14 protein-coding genes and 5 tRNA genes are annotated in these 23,463 nt (G+C 64.2%); 12 read left to right on the forward strand and 7 right to left on the reverse strand.

Annotated features, from left to right (window positions below; all coding sequences use genetic code 11):
• Window position 1: 1 nt before the first annotated feature.
• Window positions 2–964, reverse strand: coding sequence for an NAD(P)H-quinone oxidoreductase (locus CKJ82_RS10085; RefSeq protein WP_095538029.1), 963 nt, complete (start codon window positions 962–964; stop codon window positions 2–4).
• Window positions 965–1,018: 54 nt separating this feature from the next.
• Here CKJ82_RS10085 and CKJ82_RS10090 point away from each other — a divergent pair.
• Window positions 1,019–1,106, forward strand: a tRNA-Ser gene (locus tag CKJ82_RS10090).
• 6 nt (window positions 1,107–1,112) lie between these two features.
• On the opposite strand, the gene CKJ82_RS10095 is transcribed toward CKJ82_RS10090, so the two are convergent.
• Window positions 1,113–2,246 (reverse strand): aminotransferase class V-fold PLP-dependent enzyme, encoded by a 1,134-nt coding sequence (locus CKJ82_RS10095; RefSeq protein WP_095538030.1) that lies wholly within the window; start codon window positions 2,244–2,246, stop codon window positions 1,113–1,115.
• A 47-nt stretch (window positions 2,247–2,293) separates the two neighbouring features.
• Entirely contained in the window at window positions 2,294–2,710 is a 417-nt protein-coding gene (locus tag CKJ82_RS10100) for a hypothetical protein (RefSeq protein WP_133064067.1), read from the reverse strand.
• Between the two features lie 83 nt (window positions 2,711–2,793).
• On the opposite strand from CKJ82_RS10100, the gene CKJ82_RS10105 reads away from it, so the two are divergent.
• Window positions 2,794–2,885, forward strand: a tRNA-Ser gene (locus CKJ82_RS10105).
• Between the two features lie 2 nt (window positions 2,886–2,887).
• Window positions 2,888–2,963: transfer RNA gene (locus CKJ82_RS10110), tRNA-Arg, on the forward strand.
• Between the two features lie 44 nt (window positions 2,964–3,007).
• On the opposite strand, the gene CKJ82_RS10115 is transcribed toward CKJ82_RS10110, so the two are convergent.
• A complete protein-coding gene (locus CKJ82_RS10115; RefSeq protein WP_095538032.1) occupies window positions 3,008–5,083 on the reverse strand; it encodes a hypothetical protein in 2,076 nt (691 codons plus the stop codon).
• Window positions 5,084–5,358: 275 nt separating this feature from the next.
• Here CKJ82_RS10115 and CKJ82_RS10120 point away from each other — a divergent pair.
• From CKJ82_RS10120 to CKJ82_RS10130, 3 genes are all read left to right on the forward strand, one after another.
• A tRNA-Arg gene (locus CKJ82_RS10120) sits at window positions 5,359–5,431 on the forward strand.
• 1,011 nt (window positions 5,432–6,442) lie between these two features.
• Window positions 6,443–13,345 carry a carboxypeptidase regulatory-like domain-containing protein gene (locus CKJ82_RS10125; protein WP_165765425.1) on the forward strand — a complete coding sequence of 2,301 codons (6,903 nt, stop codon included), beginning with the start codon at window positions 6,443–6,445 and terminating at the stop codon, window positions 13,343–13,345.
• A gap of 169 nt (window positions 13,346–13,514) precedes the next feature.
• Entirely contained in the window at window positions 13,515–15,968 is a 2,454-nt protein-coding gene (locus CKJ82_RS10130; protein ID WP_095538034.1) for an LPXTG cell wall anchor domain-containing protein, read from the forward strand.
• 64 nt (window positions 15,969–16,032) lie between these two features.
• On the opposite strand, the gene CKJ82_RS10135 is transcribed toward CKJ82_RS10130, so the two are convergent.
• Entirely contained in the window at window positions 16,033–17,079 is a 1,047-nt protein-coding gene (locus CKJ82_RS10135) for a prephenate dehydrogenase (RefSeq protein WP_095538035.1), read from the reverse strand.
• A 42-nt stretch (window positions 17,080–17,121) separates the two neighbouring features.
• Between CKJ82_RS10135 and CKJ82_RS10140 the strand changes: the two genes are divergently transcribed.
• From CKJ82_RS10140 to CKJ82_RS10155, 4 genes are all read left to right on the forward strand, one after another.
• Complete coding sequence (locus CKJ82_RS10140) at window positions 17,122–17,613, forward strand: tRNA adenosine deaminase-associated protein (protein ID WP_095538036.1); 492 nt, start codon at window positions 17,122–17,124, stop codon at window positions 17,611–17,613.
• On the forward strand, window positions 17,603–18,070 hold the full coding sequence (locus CKJ82_RS10145; RefSeq protein ID WP_165765426.1) for a nucleoside deaminase: 468 nt from the start codon (window positions 17,603–17,605) through the stop codon (window positions 18,068–18,070). The genes CKJ82_RS10140 and CKJ82_RS10145 overlap by 11 nt, the downstream gene beginning before the upstream one ends.
• Window positions 18,071–18,114: 44 nt before the next feature.
• On the forward strand, window positions 18,115–18,327 hold the full coding sequence (locus tag CKJ82_RS10150; RefSeq protein WP_095275245.1) for a CsbD family protein: 213 nt from the start codon (window positions 18,115–18,117) through the stop codon (window positions 18,325–18,327).
• 50 nt (window positions 18,328–18,377) lie between these two features.
• A tRNA-Ser gene (locus tag CKJ82_RS10155) sits at window positions 18,378–18,465 on the forward strand.
• A 125-nt stretch (window positions 18,466–18,590) separates the two neighbouring features.
• Here the strand turns inward: CKJ82_RS10155 and CKJ82_RS11560 are convergent.
• Window positions 18,591–18,884, reverse strand: a complete 294-nt coding sequence (locus tag CKJ82_RS11560) for a hypothetical protein (RefSeq protein ID WP_109561654.1) — start codon at window positions 18,882–18,884, stop codon at window positions 18,591–18,593.
• A gap of 17 nt (window positions 18,885–18,901) precedes the next feature.
• Window positions 18,902–19,150 (reverse strand): DUF6973 domain-containing protein, encoded by a 249-nt coding sequence (locus CKJ82_RS11695; protein ID WP_415528549.1) that lies wholly within the window; start codon window positions 19,148–19,150, stop codon window positions 18,902–18,904.
• A 256-nt stretch (window positions 19,151–19,406) separates the two neighbouring features.
• Here CKJ82_RS11695 and CKJ82_RS10160 point away from each other — a divergent pair, with 256 nt between their 5' ends.
• Both CKJ82_RS10160 and tgt read left to right on the forward strand, forming a co-directional pair.
• Window positions 19,407–21,830, forward strand: coding sequence for an MMPL family transporter (locus CKJ82_RS10160; RefSeq protein WP_095538038.1), 2,424 nt, complete (start codon window positions 19,407–19,409; stop codon window positions 21,828–21,830).
• Window positions 21,827–23,089: a tRNA guanosine(34) transglycosylase Tgt gene (tgt, locus tag CKJ82_RS10165; RefSeq protein ID WP_095538039.1), complete on the forward strand. Its 1,263-nt coding sequence runs from the start codon at window positions 21,827–21,829 to the stop codon at window positions 23,087–23,089. Before CKJ82_RS10160 ends, tgt begins: the two co-directional genes overlap by 4 nt.
• Window positions 23,090–23,463: the final 374 nt, after the last annotated feature.

Consider the following 23,463-nt stretch of genomic DNA (forward strand, 5'->3'; position numbering starts at 1 on the left):
GTTACTCACCCACCGTGAGCACGACCTTTCCGGTGTGAGCGCCGGAATCGAGGTACTCGTGCGCGGCGGCGGCGTGGGCAAGCGGGAACGTCTTGGTCACGTTGGGGGCGATCTGGCCGGACTCGATGAGCGGCCACACGTGCTTGACGGTGTCTTCCACAATCCGTGCCTTCATCGGGCGCGGCCGGGCGCGCAGGGTGGTGGCGTGCACCGACTGGCGCCGCGGCATCATCCGGCCCAGCGACAGCGTGCCCTTCGCGCCTCCCTGCAGTGCGATGACGACGAGTCGGCCGTCCACGGCCAGCGACTTGATGTTCGCCTCCAGGTACTCGCCGCCCACCACGTCCAGGATGATGTCGGCCCAGCCCTTGAGCTCCTCCTCGAAGTGCTGCGTGCGGTAGTTGATGCAGATGTCGGCGCCCAGCTCGCGGCAGTAGGCGAGCTTCTCGTCGCTGCCTGCCGTGACGGCGACCTCCGCGCCCAGCGCCTTGCACAGCTGGATGGCAAAGGAGCCGATGCCGCCGGCGCCGCCGTGGATGAGCACCTTGTCGCCCGCTTGCAGGCCAGCGACCATGCCCAGGTTGGACCACACGGTGCAGGCGGCCTCTACCACGGCGGCGGTCTCCATCAGGCTCAGGTTGGATGGTTTGGGCGTGAGCTGCCCCTCCGGCACCGCGACGTACTCGGCGTAGCCACCCCCAGCCAGCAGGCAGCCGACCTCCTCGCCTTTAGTGCGGCCGGTGGTGCCGGGGTCCACGATCACGCCGGCGCACTCCAGGCCGATGGTGTCCGGTTCGCCCTTCGGCGGCGGGTAGTTGCCCTGCGCCTGGACGAGGTCGGCGCGGTTGACGCCGGCGGCGGTGACGCGGACGAGCACGCAGCCGTGATCGAGTGCGGGCTCGGGTGCGTCGGCAAGAGCGAGGGAGCGGGGATTGTCGGGGTCAGTGAGTGCAATTGCTTTCATGCCCACCCAGGATAATGGAGTCGGTGGGGCCATACTGTAAGCTTTTCACCCGTTGGAGACGTGGCAGAGCGGCCGAATGCACCGGTCTTGAAAACCGGCGAGGGTCACACCTCCAGGGGTTCAAATCCCCTCGTCTCCGCCAAATGTTTTACAGGGCGTCCAGCACGTCGATGAAGCGCTGGGCCGCCGCCTGCGGGTCCGCCCACTTGTCTAGGCCGAAGAGGCCGATGCGGAAGGTGGAGAAGCCGTCGCCTTCGCCAATCTGCAGCGGCACGCCAGACGCAATCTGCAGGCCCTTGGGCTTAAACGCGGCGCCGGACTGCTGCTCCGGGTTCTGCGCGTAGAGCACGACCACGCCGTTGGACTCGAAGCCGTCCGCGGCCACGGAGCGGAACCCGCGCTGGTAAGCGGCCTCGCGCACGAGGCGGCCGAGCGTTTCCTGGTGCTGCGCCAGTACGCCCAGTCCCACCTTGGCGGATTCGCGCATGATCTCCAGGTTGTGCAGGATCGTGTCCGTGGGCAGGGTGGAGTGGTAGCCGGCCTTACCGTCGCGGTAGCCGTCGAAGATGCCCAGCCATTTCTTCAGGTCCAGGGTGAATGAAGTGGATTCGCTGGCCAGCACCGCCTCGCGGCCCTTCGGCGAGAGCAGGACGTAGCCCGTCGACGGCGAGCCCGACCACGACTTTTGCGGCGCCGAGACCAGTACGTCGATGCCCTGGGACTCCATGTTGGGGAAGGAGGCGCCCGCAGCGATGCAGTCCAGCACGAACAGCGCGCCGTTGTCCTTGGCAATCTCGCCTAGGCCCGCGATGTAGTCGTCCGGCAGGGTCAGCCCCGCCGCGGTCTCGGTGTGGGCGGTCACGATGACGTCGGGCTGGTGCTTCTCGACGATTCCCCGCACCTCCTCCAGCGCCGGCGGCGCGAATGAGGGCTGCGACTCCTGGCTGGTCGGCTGCGCGTTGAGCACGCGGACGGAGTCCGGGTCCGTGATCTGGCCGGACTCGATGATCTGGCTCCAGCGGTACGTAAAGAGGCCGGAGCGCAGGATGAGCACCTTCTTGCCCGTGAACAGTTGTCGCGCCACCGCCTCCATCGCGGCGGTGCCGCCGCCGGGGATGAGTGCGGCGGAGTCTGCGCCGTAGGTGGAGGTCAGCAGCGTGAGCATCTCCTGCGTAGCGGAGATGAACTTCTGCGACATGTGGTTCAGGGAGCGGTCGGTGAAGACAACCGAGTATTCGAGCAGGCCGTCAGCGTCGATGTCGGGGCGAGGAAGTTGAGTCATGCCCCACAGCGTAGCTGGAAGTGTGTCGTGGGATACCCGTTTTGGGTTTAGGTCTCCGGGAAAAGCTCCGGGGTGGTGTGGAACTGGATCCGGTCCGCGCCGAGCAAGTCCTTCGCGCGCTTTACGGTCGCACGGTCCGCACCGGCGATGACGACGACGTCCTTCAGCGAGAGTGCGGCGGAGGGGGCAACGGAGGCGTCGCCCGGGTGGCGCGGGTCCACGTCCGCAAGTTCCGCGCCCGCGATTTCACTGAGCGGGACGCCGAGGAGGACGGTGGAGGTGGAGAGGCGCTCGGGGGTGGCGTGTTTGGGGGAGAGGAACAAGGGGGCGTCGATAAGCATCTGCTCCGAAACGGCGTCGATGTCCGTGACGGCCCAGACGATCCAGTCGGAGCGGTTGGCGGCGGCGGGGCCGAGGTCACCGCGGGTGGCGACGCCGGCGAGAAGGTCCGAGTTGAGTTTCATGCGCACCACTATACGGATTGGCGGCGCGGTTAGGCAGCGCATTTGGTTGTGTGGCTGCGTGTGGGTAGGATGGGCAAAGGCCTGGAGACGTGCCAGAGCGGCCGAATGGGGCTCCCTGCTAAGGAGTTGCCCTCTTTGCGGAGGGCCGCAGGTTCAAATCCTGTCGTCTCCGCCACCGCGCCCGTAGCTCAACGGATAGAGCATCTGACTACGGATCAGAAGGTTGGGGGTTCGAATCCCTCCGGGCGCACCAAGAAAACCCCAGCTCAGGGAGCTGGGGTTTCGTGCTTTCCGCTCCTAGTCGGTCTTCACCACCGGTGCGACCGTGGAGGTCGTGGACGGGGTCTCGCCGGAGCCGGAGGAACCGACGGTGATGTCCACATCGCGGACGCTCGGGACGCAGGTGCGTGCGCCGACGATGGCGAGGACGGCGGTAGCCAGGCCGATCACGCCAGCACCGGCGGCGGTGAGTGCCTCGGGCTGGACGCCGAAGTTACGTGCAGCGTCATTGAGCGTGCGGGTCAGCTGGGCGCCGACCGACTCGAGGCCGGGCACCGTCAGTTGGGTTGCCAGCGCGAGCGGGATGATCGCCAGGATCGGCACCGCCAGGCCGGCGAGGGTCGCCGCGCAGCGCGGGTCGGAGGAGCCGCCCTCGACGCCCACGTTTGCGCCAACCTCCGGGCCCTCGCCCTCCTGGCCGAACGCGGAGGAGCCGCCGCCGGAAGACGCCGGAATGCCGTCCACCTTGCCGTTGTCCGTGACCTTCACATCGGGGTTGCCGTTGTCCGTGACATTGACGTCCGCCTTGGCGTTGTCGGTGACCTTCACGTCCGCCTTGGCGTTGTCGGAGATCTTCACATCCGGGTTGCCGTTGTTGTTGGCGTTGTCCTTGATCTCTGCCTTGGCGTTGTCGGTGACCTTGACGTCGACGGTGGCCTTGGCGTTGTCGGAGATCTTGACGTCCGGGTTGCCGTTGTTGTTGGCGTTGTCCTTGATCTCTGCCTTGGCGTTGTCGGTGACCTTGACGTCGATGGTGGCCTTGGCGTTGTCGGAGATCTTGACGTCCGGGTTGCCGTTGTTGGTCAGGTTGTCGCGCGGGTTGGCGTTGTCCGTGATGTCGACGGTGGCCTTGGCGTTGTCCTTGATGTCTGCCTTGGCGTTGTCGGAGATCTTGACGTCCGGGTTGCCGTTGTTGGACAGGTTGTCGCGCGGGTTGGCGTTGTCCGTGATCACCACGGTGGCCTTGGCGTTGTCGGAAATCTTCACGTCCGGGTTGCCGTTGTTGGACAGGTTGTCCTTGATCTCAGCCTTGGCGTTGTCCGTGATCACCGGGTTGCCGTTGTTAGACAGATTGTCCTTGATCTCGGCCTTGGCGTTGTCCGTGATCACCGGGTTGCCGTTGTTGGCCAGGTTGTCCTTGATCTCAGCCTTCGCGTTGTCCGTGATGACCACGCTCGGGTTGCCGTTGTTGGACGCGATGTTGATGTTCACACCGCCGCCGCCCTTGCCGTCTCCGGAGCCAGAGCCAGAGCCCGTGCCAGAACCCGAGCCGCCACCGGTCAGGCCGCCGAGCAGCCCGCCACCGGTTGCGCCGCCAACGATGCCGCCGAGGATCTTGCCAAGCACATCACCGGCGATGCCGGCGACCTCGCCACTCGAGGTCTGCGGGTTGGACGCGTTGATCTTCAGCGTGCGCTTCACGGTAGTGGTGCCGTCGGAGAACTCGACCGGCAGGTCTTGCGTGCCCGCAACGAAGTTGCTCGGCGCGGTGATCAGGACCTTTCCGTCCTTGGTGGACACGCCCCACAACGGCTTGCCCGTACCTTTCTTCACGGTCACGCCCTCGGGCAGTGTGATCTCGTCGACGGTCTTGGAAAGTTTGCCCTCAAAGTCCACGTCGTAGGGGCTGCCTAAGTCCGGCAGGTCCGCCACCCACGCCGCATCGTTTTTGGACACGTTGACCTTGAGCGTCACGTTCTGCTGCTCCTCGCCCGGCAGCGTCACCTTCGCGGGGATGCTCTGCAGTCCGTCCCTGAACGCGACGTCGCTCTGCGGGCGGGTCAGCTTAACGGAGCCGTCGTCGTTTGCAGCCAGCTTCCAGTTGAACAGTGTCGCTGCCGCGGCCTCGATTGTCGAGCCCTCCGGCAGCACAAGGCCCTCGACGGTCGCGGGCTCATTGCCGGCAAAGTTCGCGTCGTATTCCTTCTCCCAATCCACGGCGCTGTCCGGAACGCTCGTGGCGGAGGTCGCAGTCGTTTCGGTGGTCGTGGTGTCCTGCGCGTAGCCGTTCGGCACGACGATGGATGGCGCGGTCAGCGCGAGGGACAGGGCGCTCGCGGCGACGAGCGCGCGGCGGCGCGGAGTGTGGGCCATGGAGGTTCCTTTACGGTTGGGTGGGCACGTGCGTGCCCTGAGCTGGCAAGAGTTGGACAGAGTTGCAAGTACCTTAATATTTCTAGCACCTTACTGCCTGCGCGTATAGCGTTCCGCACATTCGCGTCGACCTTCTACATACATTCGGGGGCTATTGCTTATCGACGCCCCATCGCCCCTCACCTTCCATCAACCCCGCTTTCACCTGGCGTTTTGGCGCTTTGCAAGCAACGGTGTAACGTATCTCTTCGTTGTCAGAGAGAATCTGGCAGGAAGCGCCCGTAGCTCAACGGATAGAGCATCTGACTACGGATCAGAAGGTTGGGGGTTCGAATCCCTCCGGGCGCACAAGTTGGAACCCCGCTCCGGCGGGGTTTTCTTCTGCCCGGTCAGGCGGGCGGAAACGCGGGATGTTAAGGGTCGGGGGCTCGCACTTATGCAGATCGAGGCTCAGTAAATATTGCATGAGTGAATCTTAAGTGTATCCTTAGGCGTAAAAGTTGGCATACGCCTGTCTACGGCATTATTGTCAATGGAGAAAAAATGGAGACTTTTCCCAGCTCCATAAGTGGCCCTTACGCACAACCCCAAGTATTGGAGAAAACTATGCGCGGAAACAATAAGCCTGCACGCGGGCTGTTTTCCGGAATGAAAAGGACCGTCGTTGCCTCGGCGACGGCCCTTTCGCTTGCCATTGGAGGCATGGCCGTGCCGGCTATCCCGACCCCCGCGGGGGATAGCTTGTTGCCGACGGCTTCGGCGCAGTGGACTGACGCTGACGTGCCCGATCTCGTAGATCCTTTGAAGGAATTGAACAAAACGCAAACTAAAGGGGTCGCGGGAAACACCTCTGCGTCTTTCGAAAATGCGGACCCTCTCACAAATTACGGAGAGAATTGGGCTCAGGCCCCAGAAGTATTGCGTGAGCTTTCTCAAAATGGGCAGACCGGGTATCGAGTTGAGATACTTGGAAGGGACGATAAAGAAATCCGTTTGCACGGCGTTGAGCTTTACGGCCCGTTAGTACTAAAAAAGGACGAATACAAAAGGGATTACTACGGGCCAGAGCAACAGAGTCGCGCCTTTGAGGAGGGGGATTACTACGTCTGGGTTGATGAGGCTCGCGCAGGCGAATATCGCGTCCTAGGCGACGGCCAAGATCGCGTGTTCAAGGTTAAGGCGACCGCCACGCAAGACGAGGAATATGGCGCCGAAGGTTACGGCAACGGGTTGCGGCTTGAGTTTCCGAGGGAGTTGACGATCCCGAAGAGCGGTGGCGGTTCAAACGTTAGGCTAAACATATTCGGCCCGGGCTTAGGCGGTCCGGAGCTTCAGCGACTGAACAATTATGTTAAGCATGTGACAGAGCCTCAACGAGCTGTGATCAACGGCGTTGTCAAGGGGGCACCTGCTGACGGCGCGCGTGTCCTTGTCAATGACCAGGATATGGGCCCCGTTGCCGACGGGAAGTTCTCGATTGAAGGCCTCGAACCAGGTTCGTACAAGGTACAGATCGGTGCGACCGAAACGACCGAGGAATCTGCGGCCCAGACCATCTCCGTGAGCGCTGGGGAGTCCCCGACTCTGGAATTCCCCGTCAACGCGAAGACCGGCACCGTTTCGGTTACGGTGACAGCGCCGAAGAGCTTTACCGATACCCCGAAGGTCGAGCTCCTGGACCAGGACGGTAACCCGGTCGGGCAGCCGGAACGTGTTGGTCCCGGGGATTTCGATTACAAGTTCAGTGATGTGCCGGTGGGCGAGTACTCCGTGCAGGTCTCCACGCTGGTTGACGGGTTTTACGGCGAAAAGCAGGGCCCATTCAAACTGAGGCACAACGCGAACGAAACGCATGACCTGACCATCAAGGCGAATGCCGCCACGATTCGTGGCAAGGTCGTCGATGAAAACGGAAACACTGTTAAGGATGCGACAGTGAAGCTTCGTGGTACGAACCATGAAGACACCACTGGCAGCGACGGCCTGTTCACGCTGTCGGGCATCACGGATCTCGACACTGCGAGCGGCGAGTACACGCTTGATGTCGGTCAAACTGAGAAGACTGAAGCGGGTACGAAGACGGTCACCGTGAACGTCGGGAAGCCGACGAACGCCGGAGAAGTTCGCGTCGATCTGCGTAAGGGCTCGGTCTTCGGCCGAGTCACCAATGAGGCTGGGGAAACCGTCAATGGTGCGGAGGTACGCCTTGTCGGTGCTGGTCAGGAAGAGAAAGTCACGTCCACAGACGCTGATGGTAACTACACCTTCGGCGACGTAACTCCGGGTGAGTACGACGTACGCGTCGAAGAGACGGCGCAGAACGGGGAGGGCGGTGCCAGCGCTGTGGTGAGCCCGAACCAGCCATTCGAAGCAAACGTTGTGGTCTCGCGGAACAAGGGGTCCGTCTCCGGCACCGCAAAGTACGAAGGCACCAACGAAACTGCCTCTGACATCCCAGTTGTGCTGTACCGGGGTGCTGATGTAGTGAAGCGCACCAGCACGGGTTCGGACGGTACCTTTAATCTCTCTGGCCTGGACGCGGGAGATTATGACATTGAGTTCGAAGCAACAGAGTCGACGAAGAGCACGGGTAGGGGACGCCTGACCGTTCCCGCAGGCGGCGGAAAGAACGTCAATGCGACTATTCCGTACAAGCCGGCGACGATTGGTGGTCAGGTCAACCTGGACGGCCTTCCCCTTGGTAACGTCGAGGTGACTGTCGAAGGTGACGGCGGCACTTTCACGGCGGAGACCAATGCTCAAGGTTTCTACGAGGTGCCGGATCTGAAACATGGCGACTACACGGCCTCGATCGCGGGGGCCAATACCTATAAAGGTATTACCGTCGGCCCGAAGTACGCAGGCCCGGGCAAGACTCTTGATTTGACCCTCAGCGCGGTTTCCCTGCCTGGCACCATCACCGGCACGGTTGTTGATGACGCGGGTAAGCCAGTTGAAGGCGCTGAGGTTTCCGCGGGTGGCAAGAAAGCCACGACGGACGGCGACGGCAAGTACACCATCCCCGGCGTTGTCCCTGGCGAGAAGACCGTGACCGTCACCGACGGAAACAACTTCACTGGTAACTTCACCGACGTCACCGTGAAGCCGAATGAAACCATCACGGCAAAAGACATCACGGTGACCCGAGCAAACGGCTCCATTGTGGGCAAGATTGTCGACGACGCCGGTAACCCCGTCTCCCCGGATAACGTCACTGTGACGCGACCGGATGGAACGAGAGTCCCCGTATCGGTGGTAAACGGCGAGTTCGAGCTCAAGGATCAGAAGCCGGGTGAGTACAAGATCCAGGTCGGTAAGACGAAACTGACGAAGCAGCACACCGAAGAGGTGACTGTAGAGCCGAACGAGACGGCCAGGCCCACGATCAAGGTTGAGCGGTTTAACCCTGGATACACGGTCACCGTGCTCAATGACCTCGGCGAACCCGTGGAAAACGCCGAAGTAATCCTTTCCCGCGACGGCCGGGAGCTCGAGCGTAAGCCGGCAGACGCGAATGGCAATGTTGATTTCCCGAACCAGGCCCCTGGAGCCGGTTACTCTGTCGCCGTTGTCCCAGGCGAGGACTATGTAAACGTCAAGGACAACAAGCTGCCCGACCTGGTGGAGGACGCCAACGTCACCTGGAAGATCAGCGTGGCACCGCAGCCCGGGTCGGTTACCGGCGCGATCACCGATGACGCGGGTAACCCGGTCACGGGAGCAACGGTTGTCATCGACGGTGAGCGTCGCGCTAAGGACGCGCCTGACGCCGAATTCAAGACCTCGACCACGACTGGCCAGGACGGTACCTACAAGTTCGCAAGCGTTCCTGCAGGTGAGTTCAGCGTTTCGGTAGAGCCCACCAACGCACGCAGCGGCGAACCCAAGGACGTCACGGTGCGCCCCAACCGTCCGTCGACCGCGGACATTCAGCTCACCCGGGCGCCGGGCAACCTCGAGGGTGTAGTCACCAACGATGCTGGCGAATCTGTCAACGACGCCAAGGTGATCCTCAAGGACGCCGACGGCAACGAGGTGGCCTCCGCGCAGACGGACGCCAACGGCAAGTACCAGTTCAACGAGCAGAAGGCTGGCTCGTACACGGTTGCCGTCGAGGCGGGCACCGCTCACGAGGCAAACACCGTGGACGCGACCATCACCCCTGCGAACACTGAAGTTGCTGATGTCCAGGTCAAGCGCACCAACGGCTGGGCCGAGGGCACTGTAGTGGACGAAACCGGTACACCGGTTGAAGGCGCAACCGTCACCATTGACGGCGCTGACACCTACACCACCGACGCAAACGGCAAGTTCACCACGGACAAGTTGAACCCGGGCCCGCACGAGGCGACCGTTACAAAGACTGACGAGTACGGCGGTTATGTCAGGGGCTTCGACGTGAACCCAGGTGTGAAGACCGACGTCGACCTGAAGGTGCACCGTGCGACGGACACCGTCAATGGCTTCGTGAAGGATGACAGCGGCAAGCCGATCGAGGATGTGGACGTTGTGATCCAACGCGGCGGGCAGACCGTCGACACCGTCAAGGCCAATAGCGATGGCCTGTTCTCCATGGACTCCGTGACGCCGGGCGACTACACCGCGGTTGTTGCGGGCACCGACGAATACAAGGAAGGCAAGACTGCTTTCACCGTTGTCGCCGGTACCCACACCGACCCGGTTGAGGTCGAGGTGCAGCGTAACCCTGGTTCGGTCGATGGCTCCGTGAAGGACTCCACTGGTCAGCCGCTGGAAAACATCAGCCTGACGCTGACCCGTGGCGATGAAGAGCGCAATGCGGCAACCGCGAAGAACGGCTCCTTCAACTTCGATGGTGTTCCTGCAGGTCAGTGGACGCTCAGTGTCGACGCACCGAAGACCTATAAGAAGGTCTCCAACATCGTGGTGAACGTCCCGGCGAACGGGAAGGACACTGAGGGCATCACGTTGACGTCGACAATCGGCTCCGTGCACGGCGTAGTCACGGGCGCGAAGAACGCGCCGATTGAGGGCGCGACCGTGACCATCACGGACGTTGAGAACGGCGCAAGCTACGAATCCACCACCGACAAGGACGGTAAGTACTCGCGCGGCGATCTGGCTGTTGGCCAGTACCGCGTCGAGGTCCGTGCGGCGGACTACGAGTCGCCCGAGGCGCAGGTAGTGGATGTCACGCCGAGCGCGAACGTACAGAAAGATTTCCAGCTGGAGAAGACTCCGGACACGCCGCAGACGGGTACCGTCAAGGGCTCCGTGCGTGACGCCGACGGCAACGCAATTGACGGCGAAGTCGCTGTCGTGCTGGAGAACGTGGACACCGGCGACGTCATCCCGGCAACGGTTGACGCCAACGGCGACTACACCGCGGCTGACGTGCCGGCCGGTAACTACAGGGCGAAGGCGAGCGCGAACGGGTACCGCCCGACCAGCGCGCCGACCGTGACCGTCAACGTTGGCAAGACCAGCTCGGTCCAACCGATCGAGATGGCGAAGGTCGCCGCCAAGGACGCCAAGGTGTCCGGCAAGGTCACCAACACGGCCGGCGACCCGATCGAGGGTGCCGTCGTGGAGATGGTTGATGACAACGACTCGGAGAAGTTCGTGGTGTTTGTCACCAATGAGAAGGGCGAGTTCTCCGGTGAGGCTGCCCTGGGCGCCTACACCGCGACCGTGTCCAAGGACGACGGCAATTACGTGGCCAAGAGCGGTCTGAAGTGGGACGTTACCGACGCTGACGGTCACTCCTTTAACGTCGTGCTCGACTCCAAGCCGAGCGATCACCCGAACAACACGGGTAACTTCGAGGGCGGCGTGCGTGACCAGGAGGGCAAGCCCGTCCCGGGCACCACGGCCACGGTCCGTCACCCGGACGGTTCCACCTCGGAGCTGGAGATTGACCCCACGACCGGCGATTTCACGTCGGACGACCTGGAGCCGGGCGACTACGTTGTCGTTGTGGATCCCGCCGACGGCCACCGCACCCCGCGCTACACCGAGGTGACGGTCAAGGACGGCGAGAAGGTGACGGTGCCGCGCATCATCACCCCGACGACGAAGAAGCCGATCAAGGCGGACAAGGGCGAGCCCGGCACCATCAACGGCTGGCTCGTTGATGACTTGAACGAGCAGATCCCGGGTGCCAAGGTCATTGTGAAGGGTAAGGGCACGGATGCCGACGGCAACCCGACCGAGACCTTCCCGGCGGTGACCGTGGACAAGGACGGTCACTTCACCACCGATAAGCTGCCTGCCGGCGACTACGAGGTTGACCTCGAGCTGCCGGAGGGCTGGACCAAGCCGAAGGATTGGCCGAAGAAGGTCAAGGTCACCGACGACAAGCCGGCGCACCAGGGCATTGTCAACGTCAAGGCACCACGCTCTGAGATCAAGGGCCAGGTTGTCGACGGCGACGGTAAGCCGATCGACGGCGTGCTGGTCACTGTCACCGACTCCCACGGCGATACCAAGGAAGTTCCGGTGGACAAGAACGGCAACTACACCATGGATGTGGTGCCGGGCGACGCCATCGTGGAAATCTTCACGCCGGACGGCGTGCAGAAGGTCGACCCGATGTACATCCCGGTCCGCCCGGGCAAGGACGTCGAGCTGCCGACGGTCAACCTGACCAAGAAGGTGCTGAAGCTGGAGAAGCGCGTGCGCGGCTACGACGCCAACACGCCTGACGACGCTCCGGGCCTGCCCAACGACGAGGACCTCATCTACGGCTTCATCGTCACCAACGAGTCCGACGTGACGGTCCACGACATCGAGATCGAGGACCCGTTCGCGCAGGGTGCCATCAAGGCACCGAAGGGCTGGGACGGCACCCTGAAGCCGGGCGAGTACAAGGTGTTCTCCGCGGTCATGGCACCGCCGGTGGACAAGGGCGCGTTTGCCAACATCGCGGTCGCGCGCGGTAAGGACGATCAGGACAAGATGGTCGCCTCCACGCCGAACGAGGCATACGTGAAGTTCATGGACATGAGCATGCAGAAGAAGGTCAACGCCCGCTTTGCTACCAACGCGAACGACCCGGTCCACATGGCCGCGGACGAAGACCTCTACTTCACCTACGAGGTGGTAAACACCGGTTCCACCCGTATGGAGAACGTGACGGTAAACGACACCATCTACGAAGGCGACGAGAAGAGCTTCGACCCGAAGCACCCGGGTAAGGGCAAGCCGATGGAGATCATCCCGCCGAAGGGCTTCACCGGCACCCTGATGCCGGGCGAGCGCGTCGTGTTCAAGGGCATCCTGCCTCCGCTGGCCAAGGGCAAGCGCCACCACAACGCGGCAGAAGCCGCGGGCCAGGCCCCGGAGCCGCCGAAGCGCTCGAAGATCTTCGAGGACGAGCCGGATTACGGCGACGACCCGTCGGGTCTGCTCGTGGTCTCCCCGAAGGAGAACATCGACGGCAACGCCCACATCGTTGTTGAAGAGGGGGCGCCACTGCCCGCTGTCACCGACATCAACGGCTCGCTGTTCGTCGACGTCAACGAGAACGGAAAGCGCGACGAAGGCGACAAACCGTACGGTGGCATGGAGGTCACCCTCCACTCCTCCGATGGCCTGCCGGCCGTCACGGAGACGTCGGATAGCAATGGCGAGTTCGTCTTCAAGGGCGTCAACGAGGGCAACTACACCCTGCAGATGCGCAACCCGGGTGGCGTGATCCTCGCGGAGCCGCTGGACCCGGACAAGAACGAGAACGGCATCGGCGCAACGCTGGAGTCGAAGGAGTTCGAGATCACCGGCGACGAGGAGAAGATGGACGTTGACGTCCGACTCCTCGACCGCCCGATCGAGTACACCGAGACGACCACCCCGGCACCGGAGCCGGAGGGCAGCTCGCTGGGCAAGTGCCTGGCGGACACCTCCTCGGTCTCCAACCCGACCACCTGGCTAATCCCGATCGGCATCTTGATCGCGGCCATGGGCGGTGCGGCGGTCCTGTTCGAGGACGAGTTCAACGCAGCAGCGGCGCAGTTCAACCAGGCCATGCCGAGCCTGAACATCCAGCGCCCGGAGTGGATGAACGAGATCTCCCGCCAGCTGGCGCAGATCGACCCGGCCGTCCCGGCGGGCGTCCTCGCGGCAGGCATCATCGGCCTGGGCGCGCTCGCGCTCGGCCTGACCTACGCCTCCTGCCAGTCCGGCGGAGAGATGGGCAGCAGCACGGGTGACGCGAAGGGCTCCTCCTCCAAGAAGGAAGAGAAGACCCTCACCACGGCCGCTGAGCCGACCAAGGTCAACGCCTAACGCCAGGCACCACTGAGGCGAAAGCCCGTCGCGGAAACGCGGCGGGCTTTACGCTTATATACAGCTAAGAAACTGAGCGGCGCTGCGTATTGAGAACGCCTGCCAACACGGATACATTAGTAATGGTTTTTGGGCTGAGTGCGCCCGCAATAACGCTGAGAGGTACCACATGAATTTGAAGAAGCACACTGGCAAACTGAGCTGCGTCGCGCTCGCGGCGGCGGTCGCGGGCACGGTTGCCCTCACGCCCGTCGCGAGCGCGCAGGACCCGTCGCTCGCTGCGGGCCTGGCAGACCTCGCCTCGAAGGCGAACGAGGCGCTCCCCTCCGTGCAGGAAGCACCCGCCGGCACGGGCTCCTACCAGGCACACTTCACCTCCGGCGGCTGGGCCTACACCGCACTCGCACTCAACCCGTTCAATGACCGGGTTTACGCGGTGTCGAAAGCCGAGCAGGGCAAGCCGGCCAACCACCTCCTGCGTATCCACCCCGTCACCGGTGAGGTGCTCGACATGGGGCCTTTGGCGCTTGACGACGCCACGTCGACCCCCACCATCACCTCCGCCGCCTTCACCCGCGCCGGTGACCTCGTGCTCAACACCGGCGACGCCATCCACACCCTGGACCTCTCACAGGATGCGGCAGGCAGACCCCACGAAGGCGCCCTCACCTTTGACTTCCACGCACTGGAGCAGCGCGGCGAGACCGACGCGAAGGCACCGCACGCGTGGGGCTCCCTCGGGGGCGACGCGGATGCCAACACCCTCTACGCCGTCTCTACCGGCAAGGACCCCAAGACGAAGAAGGAGGTCCCCTTCCTGTGGACGCTTGACGTGCGCGAGGCCACCGTCAGCGCCGAGCCGCTCGCCGTGGCGAAGGGCGTCGACGCTGCCAAGGTGGGCGACCTGAACTACGCCTACACCAACCGCGCCGGCAACCTGGTCTTCGCGGACGACAAGGCCTCAACCGTCGAGGTGAGAGACGCGGCCACCAAGCCGCTGCTCATCGCCGCGACCACCGAGGGCACCCGCGTCACCGACAACTTCCTCAACCTGGCCAGCTTGCGCGCCGGCGCCTGGTACAAGCCGGTGACGGAGCCGCAGAAGCCGTCCGCCGAGCCGGCGGCACCCCGCGTCGCTACCGGTACCCCCACCGAGCCGACCGTGAAGGCCGCCGAGCAGCCATCCCCGAGCGCGAAGGAGCCCGCTCCGGCGCCGACCCCGGCCGTGCCTACGGAGGTGGCGGAAGTGACGGAGCCGAGCTCGTCGGTAAGCACTGAAGCCCCGGCGCCCAAGGCCGAGGCGCGCGACGTGTTGGTGACCGTGATGGACGAGAACGCGCACGCGGTGGATGACTACGAAGTGATTGTGGACGAAGACCCTTCGATCTACGCCAAGACGGACCGCGAGGGTCAGGCGCGCCTGTCGCTGCCCGAGGGCATGGGCGACGTGAAGGTCGCGGCTGGTGACGAGCTGTTCCCCGTCGCTGCGGGCGAGACCTCGCTGCGCGTGCAGTTCAACGCGGGCGAGGCAGATGGGACCGCGACTGGCACCACTTCGGAGACCGCCCCGGTGACCACGACCGAGGGCGACGAGAGCCAGACCAGCACAACCACGACGACCGAGGATGCCGACCTCGAAGCGGCGAAGGTGAAGCTCACGCTGCTGGACGAGGACGACAAGCCGGTGAAGCGCGTGCGGCTGGTGTCTCAGAACGGCAAAAGGCTCGGGACTACGAACAGCAAGGGTGACGTGACCATCACGATTCCGGCTGGTGAAGAGTTCCTGAACGTCAAGATGAACGAGAAGGACGTGCCGAAGGGTTACGAGAACTCCTACTTCGCCGTCGACCGTGAGATGGACGGCGAGGAGATCCTGCTGACCAAGGACTCCAACTCTGCTGACGGCAAGTACCCGGAGAAGAACGCGCGCATCACCGTCGTGGACGAGGACGACAACCCGGTAGAGAGCGCCGTCCTGGTGTCGGGTGAGTCTATCCTCGGCGTCACCAACGCCAACGGCGTGGCCGACGTGGTGATCCCGTCCGGCGACGAGCGCTTCGTGCGCATCACCCTGGATGAGGTCCCGGATGGCTACAGCAACAAGGAGCTCGTGTTCAGCCGCGAAAACAACTCCGGCGAGATCGTGCTGAAGAAGAAGGGGAGCACCACCTCCACCAAGTCCAAGCCGAAGGAGATCCTGGAGGTCATGGATGAGGTCAAGCCGCTGCTTGCCGGCATCCTCGGCCCGGTGGGCGCCGCGGCCGGCGCGCTGGGTGGCGGCAAGGCCGGCAGCAAGACGACGGGCACCAAGTCCACCTCCACTTCCACCTCCGGTACGTCCACGGAGAGCACCAGCTACTCCCGCGCGAACCTTACCGGCGGCGTGTCCACCGGGCGCACCACCAGCGTGGAGCAGAAGCAGTCCGTGGTGAAGCGCACGGTGAGCAACAAGAAGTCCGGCTCCTCCAAGGACGATTCGGACGAGACCACCAAGTCCTCCAGCCGCGACGGCGATCTGGCGGAGACCGGTACGCCGATGACCACCGTTATCACCCTCGGCCTCCTGCTGCTCCTGGCCGGTGGCGCCTACATGTACATGGGCCGCCGCCGCGAGGGCGAGTAGCGCCGGACGCAGACCAGAACCCCCAGACACCGTGTCTGGGGGTTCTTCGTGTCTCAGGGCACTGCTAGAACACCTCGACGCGCCCGCCCAGGGATTCGATCTGCTGGAGCTGGCGCACCCACCCCGGCGCACCCGGGTGCAGGCGCATGACGGGCCGCGAGGAGATCTTCACCGGGGAGACGGACTCGCGGCGGGCGCCGGAGCGGGCGCTCATCCGGGTGTAGGCGCGGTGGCCGGACTCGGCGAGCTGCTTCATCGACGGCGTGGCGCCGGCGAGGTCGGCGCGTGCGGTGTGGAGGACCTCGATGTACTCGTCAAGCACGCGGACCAGGGATTCCGCGTTCGTCTCGCACATGTTGCGCACCAGGACCGGGTCGGTGCCCGCCACGCGCGTGCCGCCCTTGTAGGAACCGGCGGCCAGCGACTGCGCGAGGGTCCCGCCCTTGTCGCCCACCAGGGCGAGTGCCTCCGCGAGCACGTGCGGCAGGTGGGACACGCGGGCGACCGCCTCGTCGTGCGGGTTCACCCGCACCGGCACTGCCTCGGCGCCGGCGGCGGCCGCCAGCTTGCACACCTGGGCGAACAGCTGCGACCAGCACTCCGGCACGCGGTCCACTTCCAGGGCGTAGTCGTAGGTGACCACCCAGGCGGCGCGGGAGAACAGGCCCTCCTGGGACGCCACCCAGCCGGAGTGCTCGGTGCCCGCCATCGGGTGCCCGCCCACGTAGCGCTCGCCCATCCCGCGCGCGAGGACGAGGTCGTACACCGGCTTTTTCACCGAGACGACGTCCGTAAAGCCGCAGCTCGGGGCGTACTGGGCGATGGCGTCCAGCACGTCGGCTACTGCCTCGAAGGGGACGGCGATGACGATGAGGGCGTCGTCGCGCTGGGCGCGCTGGAGGACGTCGATAAGCGAATTGGTTGCGTCGAACCCGTCGCGCTGCGCGGCGCGGGTGCCATTGCGGGAGTGGGTGTAGCCGTAGGCGGTGTGTCCCTGGGCTACGAGGTCGCGGAGGAGGGAGCCGCCGATGAGCCCGAGGCCGACGATGCAGACGGGCTTGAGGCGGGTGCTGGGGATCCGGGATGCGTCGCTGAGATTCACGCCCCTCATTCTAATGACAACGGGCCGCCGTGCCGACTACTGTGGGCGAACATGAGCGAGGATTACACGGACGGCTGGGCCGTGACGGTGGCGCAGCACAACGGGGTGTGGAATGTCCGTGGGTACGCGGATGATTTTGGGGACATGGGGGCGTCGATAAGCGCGGTGCGCGCGCTGCGCAACGAGGGGCCGGCGTTTGCGATGCTCAACGTTGAGGACGATTACCTGGTGGTCGTGCGGCCCGGGCCGGTGCGCGCGCGGGTGCTGCTGTCGGACGCGACGATGGCCGTGGATGACGAGTTCGCGGAGTCCGTGCTCGCGGAGGCGGGGATCGACGCGCCCGACATCGACCCCGATGAGCTGGACATGGTCGACGCGTGGGGCGACGGCGACTTTGACATCTTTGCGGACCTCGGGGTTTCCAGCGAGCAGATCAGTGTGCTTATCGACGAAGACGCGGACCCCGAAGACCTCGCCTTCATGCTCGCCGACGAGCTCGGCTTCGGCGACGACCTCGCGGACGCACTCGGGGATGCGGACTAGCGCACCGCAGCGCCGCGCCGAGGCCCGCATGCGCGAGGCGCTGGACCTGGCGCGCACGACCCCGGCCGGCGACGTCCCCGTCGGCGCGCTCGTCTTTGATGCGTCGGGGCGCGTCGTGGGCAGGGGAGTCAACCGCAGGGAGACGGACGGCGACCCGACCGCGCACGCCGAGGTGGAAGCGATCCGCGCCGCCGCCCGTGAGCTGGGCACGTGGCGCCTGGACGGCTGCGAGCTGGTGGTCACACTGGAGCCGTGCACGATGTGCGCCGGCGCCATCCTCGGCGCGCGCGTCGCCTCCCTGGTCTTCGGCGCGTGGGAGCCCAAGACCGGGGCGGTGGGCTCGCTTTTCGACGCCCTCCGCGACCCCCACCACCTGCACACCGTCGAGGTGCGCGCGGGGGTGCTGGCGGAGGAAAACGCGGCGCTGCTGGGGACGTTCTTCCGGGACCTTCGGTAAGCTGGGCAGCGTTAGCAACAGACTCGACCGAAAAGGAGACCGTCATGGGTTTTGAGGACAAGGCAGACCAGCTCAAGGGCAAGGCCAAGGAGGCAGCCGGCGAGGTTACGGACAACGAAAGCCTGGAGAACGAGGGCAAGGCCGACCAGCTCAAGGGCGGCGTGCGCGAGAAGCTCGAGGACGCTGGCGACGCAGTGAAGGACAAGTTCAACGAGGTCGCTGGCAAGGTCCAGGACCGCGTCGACGGCGAGAAGTAAGCTGCGGGCGGATTTGGTCTCCGGCGCACCCTACCGTTATTCTGTTTCACGGTAGCGTGTCCGAGCGGCCGAAGGTGCTCGCCTCGAAAGCGAGTGAGGGTCAAACCTCCGCGGGTTCAAATCCCGCCGCTACCGCCAAAGAAAAGTGGCGCATCCCCGGATGTTGGGGGTGCGCCACTTTTTGCGTTCGTACTTGTTTGAGCCTCTAGACTTCAATCTAGAGGCTAACTATATTGGCCTTACAGCGGTTCCATATCTATAGACTATGCGAAGTTTCCATAGCCAGAAATTGTGCTCACCCATAAGAACGCTGATACGACGAAAAACGCGGCGAATGTGAAGGCAAAAGCACGCCATGCTCGGTCGCTAAGCCGATCCTTTTTCAACATGTAGACAGACATGGCTAATACGCCCAACACCACCAATGAAGGTAGAGGTAGCCCATAGAAAACGAAAGGTGTTGGAAGCCATGTGGACAGGAGCACTCCGCCATAAAGGGTTGCGAAGCCCAAGACAATTCCAAAAAGCACTTCCGGAATGATCGTTCTTTCTTTCACAACAAATTCCTTACCAATCAGTTTATCTTGATCAGACCACCGTTTTTAGCCTGCGCATGACATTCATTGATGGCGCCCGCTTCATCTCCTTCGTGTCGCAATCCAATGTCTCGACCAATGGCATTGTTTGTTTGATCCATGTGCCCAGCTTCAGGAGAACCAGGATGGTCTGTTTCGTGGGCATCGCCAATTTTTCGTGCAAAATCTGCGTTAACCCGGATCGTTGTCAGCGCCTGCCACACACAATGCCTATCAGCGTCCTGAATGTTATTCTGCCGAGTTCAAAGAGCGAGTTCAAAGAGAAGGCGGTCCATTGCCACTAACTGCACAAACAAAAGAGCCTGTTTGACGAGATCCCCGTGACGAGCCCCTTGCGGTTCGGGACCCGCATCTTCGTCAACCCGTCCTCGTCATCTGAGTTGTGACCCCTTTGGCCCAGCGTGCCCGACCACTATGATTGGCCGAGTACTTGAAACGTACGCAAGACCTCTCTTTCCCAACACCCGAAGGGCCGTGTGATCTGTGGCGAAGCTCCTCTTCCGGCTAGGACGATGGTCCTACCTGCGCAAATGGCGGGTGATCGTGGCGTGGCTGTGCATCCTCGGCGCGACCGCGGCGGGCGCCCTCTCGCTGATGCGGCCGTTTACCTCCGAGTTCTCCATCTCCGGCACGCCCGCCATCTCCGCGCTGGACACGTTGGAGGAGAACTTCCCCGGTGAGGGCAACGTGGCCACCGCGCCGGGCGTCAACCTGGTGTTCGCCGCGCCCGACGGCCAGTCGCTGGACAGCCCGGAATACATGCGGGCGATGGACGACACGGTCGGCTACATCGAAGACAACCTCGAGGGGCTGAGCGGCACCGACCGCTTTGGCAACCCGGTCGAGGTCAACCGCGAGCTGCAGGACATGATCGTCACCCAGATGACGGACATGGGCCTGCCGGAAGAGACGGCGAAGGCGGACGCGCACAACCTGCGCATGGTCTCGGACGACGGCCGGATCGGCTACACCACCTTCGAGTTTGGGGCCGAGTCCTCCATGACGGTGGAGCAGGCAGACCGCGACGTGGTGAACCAGGCGATGCAGATCGGCCGCGACGCCGGCCTGGAGGTGGAGGCCGGCGGCGCCGGCTTCGGCGACCCGATCGAGATCAACACCACCTCCGAGCTCATCGGCCTCGGCGTCGCCTTCCTGGTCCTGCTCATCACGTTTGGCTCCCTCGCGGCTTCCACGATCCCACTCATCACTGCGGTGGTGGGCGTGGGCATCGGCGCGCTCGCCATCGTGCTGACCACGCACTGGGTGGACCTGAACAACGTCACCCCGGTGCTCGCCGTGATGATCGGCCTGGCGGTGGGGATTGACTACGCCCTGTTCATCCTGTCCCGCTACCGCCAGGAGCGCAGGACGCTGCCCGGGCCCGACGCGGCCGGCATGGCGGTGGGCACCGCCGGGTCCTCCGTCGTGTTCGCGGGCACGACCGTGTTCGTCGCCCTGGTCGCGCTGGTGTTGGCGGGGATCGAGTTCCTCTCCTGGATGGGCCTCGCCGCCGCGCTGACGCTGCTGGTCTCCGTGCTCGTGGCGCTCACGCTCCTGCCCGCGCTGCTCGGCCTGTGGGGCGACCGCGCGTTCGCGGGCCGCATCCCGGGCGTTGCCGGCCAGCCCGGCCCCGGGAAGCGCCCCGCGAAAGATTTGGACGAAAAGTCCATGGGCCGCACCTGGGTCAACTTCGTGCGGAAGTTCCCGGCCGTGGTCATGGCGTGCGTGGTCCTGGGCCTGGGCGCGCTGGCTGCACCGGTGCTGGACTTGGAGATGGCGCTGCCGTCGGATAGCACCTCGAACCTCGACACCACCCAGCGCAAGTCGGCGGAGCTCATGGCGGAAGGCTTCGGACCTGGCGTGAACGCGCCGTTCCTCGTCGTGGTGGACGCGCACGCGGCGAACCCCGACTCGGAGATCCTGCGGCCGTACATGGACGCGATCCCGGACGAGCAGGGCGGCGACGCCGAGAAGGCGGCGCTTGCTTCCTTCCTCTACGCCGTTGGCGAGGCCGGCACGGTCAGCGGCATCCAGCACGCGCAGCTCATCGGTGTCAACGACGACATGACCGCGGCGCAGATGGTGGCCTACCCGCAGGGCGGCCCGGAGGAGGAGTACACGCTCGAGGTCGCGCACGGCCTGCGCGAGACCCTGCACCAGGTCGAGGACGCCACCGGCGTGACCATTGGCCTGACGGGGCTGACCGCGGTACAGATGGACATCACCGAGGAGCTCAGCGGCGCGATGCCGCTCTACCTGGCGATCGTGGTCGGGCTGGCGATCCTGCTGCTCATGATCGTGTTCCGCTCCATCCTCGTGCCCGTGGTCGCGGGCCTGGGCTTCCTGCTCTCGGTCGGCGCGGCCTTCGGCGTCACGGTCCTGTTCTGGCAGGAGGGCTTCCTGGGCCTGGTCAACACGCCGACCCCGATTCTGTCCTTCCTGCCCATCTTCCTCATCGGCGTCACCTTCGGCCTGGCCATGGACTACCAGGTCTTCCTGGTCACGCGCATCCGCGAGCACTACCTCAAGCTGCGCCGCGAGGGCGACCCCGACGCGGAAATCCACGCCGTCCAGCACTCCACCGTCGACGGCTTCGCGCAGGGCGCGCGCGTGGTCACGGCAGCCGCGATCATCATGATCGCCGTCTTCGTGGCCTTCATCAACCAGCCGCTCCCATTCATCCAGATCTTCGGCTTTGCGCTCGGCGTCGCAGTGCTTTTCGACGCTTTCTTCGTCCGGATGGCACTCGTCCCGGCCACCATGTTCATCCTCGGTCGTTCGACCTGGTGGATGCCCCGCTGGCTTGACCGGATCCTGCCGCACGTGGACGTGGAGGGCACCGGCCTGGAGCGCGAGTTTCACCCAAACACCCACCCCGACACTGCAGAACTGGAGCCCTCCCGATGAACCCCGCACACACCGATCTTTCCTACACCGTCGGCACTGAGCTCGAGCCCGCGCCGGGCCGCCACGGCCGCACGGGCACGATCCACACTCCGCACGGTGACATCCAGACGCCCGCGTTCATTCCCGTGGCCACGAAGGCGACGGTGAAGACGCTGACCCCGGAGCAGATCCACCAGACCGGCGCCCAGGCCATCCTGTCCAACGCCTACCACCTGTACCTGCAGCCGGGCCCGGACATCGTCGACGAGGCGGGCGGCGTGGCCGCGTTTGAGCACTGGGACGGGCCGACCTACACGGACTCCGGCGGCTTCCAGGTGATGAGCCTGGGCGTCGGCTTCAAGAAAGTGCTGGCGATGGACATCGCGGACCTGGACGAGAGCGACATCCGCGCAGCCAACAAGGACCGCATGGCGCGTGTCGACGACGACGGCGTCGACTTTAAGTCCGTCATCGACGGCTCCTCGCACCGCTTCACCCCTGAGGTGAGCATGCAGATCCAGCACCAGCTGGGCGCGGACATCATGTTCGCCTTCGACGAGCTGACCACCCTGGTGGACACCCGCGACTACCAGGAGCACTCCGTGGAGCGCACCCGCCGCTGGGCGAAGCGCTGCTTGGACGAGCACGACCGCCTCACTTTGGCGCGCGACGGCAAGCCCCTGCAGTCCCTGTGGGGCGTGGTGCAGGGCGCGCAGTACGAGGACCTGCGCCGCTCCGCGGTGCGCGGCCTGCTAGACCTGGACCGTGAGGCCCGAGAGGAGGGTAAGCGCGGCTTCGGCGGCTTCGGCATCGGTGGCGCCCTGGAGAAGGAGAACCTGGGCACCATCGTCGGCTGGGTCACCGACGAGTTGCCCGCTGACAAGCCCCGCCACCTCCTCGGTATCTCCGAGCCGGACGACATCTTTACCGCCGTGGAGGCGGGCGCAGACACCTTCGACTGCGTCGCGCCGACCCGCCTGGGGCGCCGCGGCGGCGTGTACACCCTGGATGGGCGCATGAACCTCACCGCGGCCCGCTTCAAGCGCGACTTCGCCGGCGTGGACGAGGAGTTCGGCGGCTACGTCTCGCAGAACTACTCCCGCGCGTACATCCACCACCTGCTCAAGGCGAAGGAGTTCCTCGCTGGCACGCTGTGCACCATGCACAACCTGGAGTTCATGATCCGGCTGGTGGACAACATTCGTGCCGCCATCGACGCCGGCGAGTACAAGGCGTACCGCGACGAGTTCATGGGGCGCTACTACGCCAAGCAGCGATAGACCAAGACAATTTCGCGGGGGGGCGATGTGGGAGAGCACACGGCAGTGGAAAATTGAGATCTACGACGGTGGAAATTTTTCCAGGTTTTTCGACCGCATAGGGGATGCAGAACGCGCAGTCGTACAGGCCGCGATCGAGCATGTTTTGAGGCGAAAAGGTATTGATATTTGTGCGGGAGAGTGGGGGAAACCTTGGACATGGACTATACGAGCCTAATGTTCACAGCTTTTTCATCCCCCATTCCCTTCCCCCACGATCAGCATCAGGAGAGGGGGGAGCGTAGCAATGGGAAATCTTTGAAGCGTGAAAGTAGTCCGTGAACGGCTTTTGCTCAAGATGCACACATTCCTCAGAGTCCCATTCGAACGATGCC

This window comes from Corynebacterium gottingense (assembly GCF_002285125.1).
Classification (GTDB): Bacteria; Actinomycetota; Actinomycetes; order Mycobacteriales; family Mycobacteriaceae; genus Corynebacterium; species Corynebacterium gottingense.

Excerpts from the sequence above, each read along its gene's own strand:
- CKJ82_RS10085 (WP_095538029.1), bottom strand. The coding sequence starts at position 964 with ATGAAAGCAATTGCACTCACTGACCCCGACAATCCCCGCTCCCTCGCT.
- CKJ82_RS10095 (WP_095538030.1), bottom strand. The coding sequence starts at position 2,246 with ATGACTCAACTTCCTCGCCCCGACATCGACGCTGACGGCCTGCTCGAA.
- CKJ82_RS10100 (WP_133064067.1), bottom strand. The coding sequence starts at position 2,710 with ATGAAACTCAACTCGGACCTTCTCGCCGGCGTCGCCACCCGCGGTGAC.
- CKJ82_RS10115 (WP_095538032.1), bottom strand. The coding sequence starts at position 5,083 with ATGGCCCACACTCCGCGCCGCCGCGCGCTCGTCGCCGCGAGCGCCCTG.
- CKJ82_RS10130 (WP_095538034.1), top strand. The coding sequence starts at position 13,515 with ATGAATTTGAAGAAGCACACTGGCAAACTGAGCTGCGTCGCGCTCGCG.
- CKJ82_RS10135 (WP_095538035.1), bottom strand. The coding sequence starts at position 17,079 with ATGAGGGGCGTGAATCTCAGCGACGCATCCCGGATCCCCAGCACCCGC.
- CKJ82_RS10140 (WP_095538036.1), top strand. The coding sequence starts at position 17,122 with ATGAGCGAGGATTACACGGACGGCTGGGCCGTGACGGTGGCGCAGCAC.
- CKJ82_RS10145 (WP_165765426.1), top strand. The coding sequence starts at position 17,603 with ATGCGGACTAGCGCACCGCAGCGCCGCGCCGAGGCCCGCATGCGCGAG.
- CKJ82_RS10150 (WP_095275245.1), top strand. The coding sequence starts at position 18,115 with ATGGGTTTTGAGGACAAGGCAGACCAGCTCAAGGGCAAGGCCAAGGAG.
- tgt (WP_095538039.1), top strand. The coding sequence starts at position 21,827 with ATGAACCCCGCACACACCGATCTTTCCTACACCGTCGGCACTGAGCTC.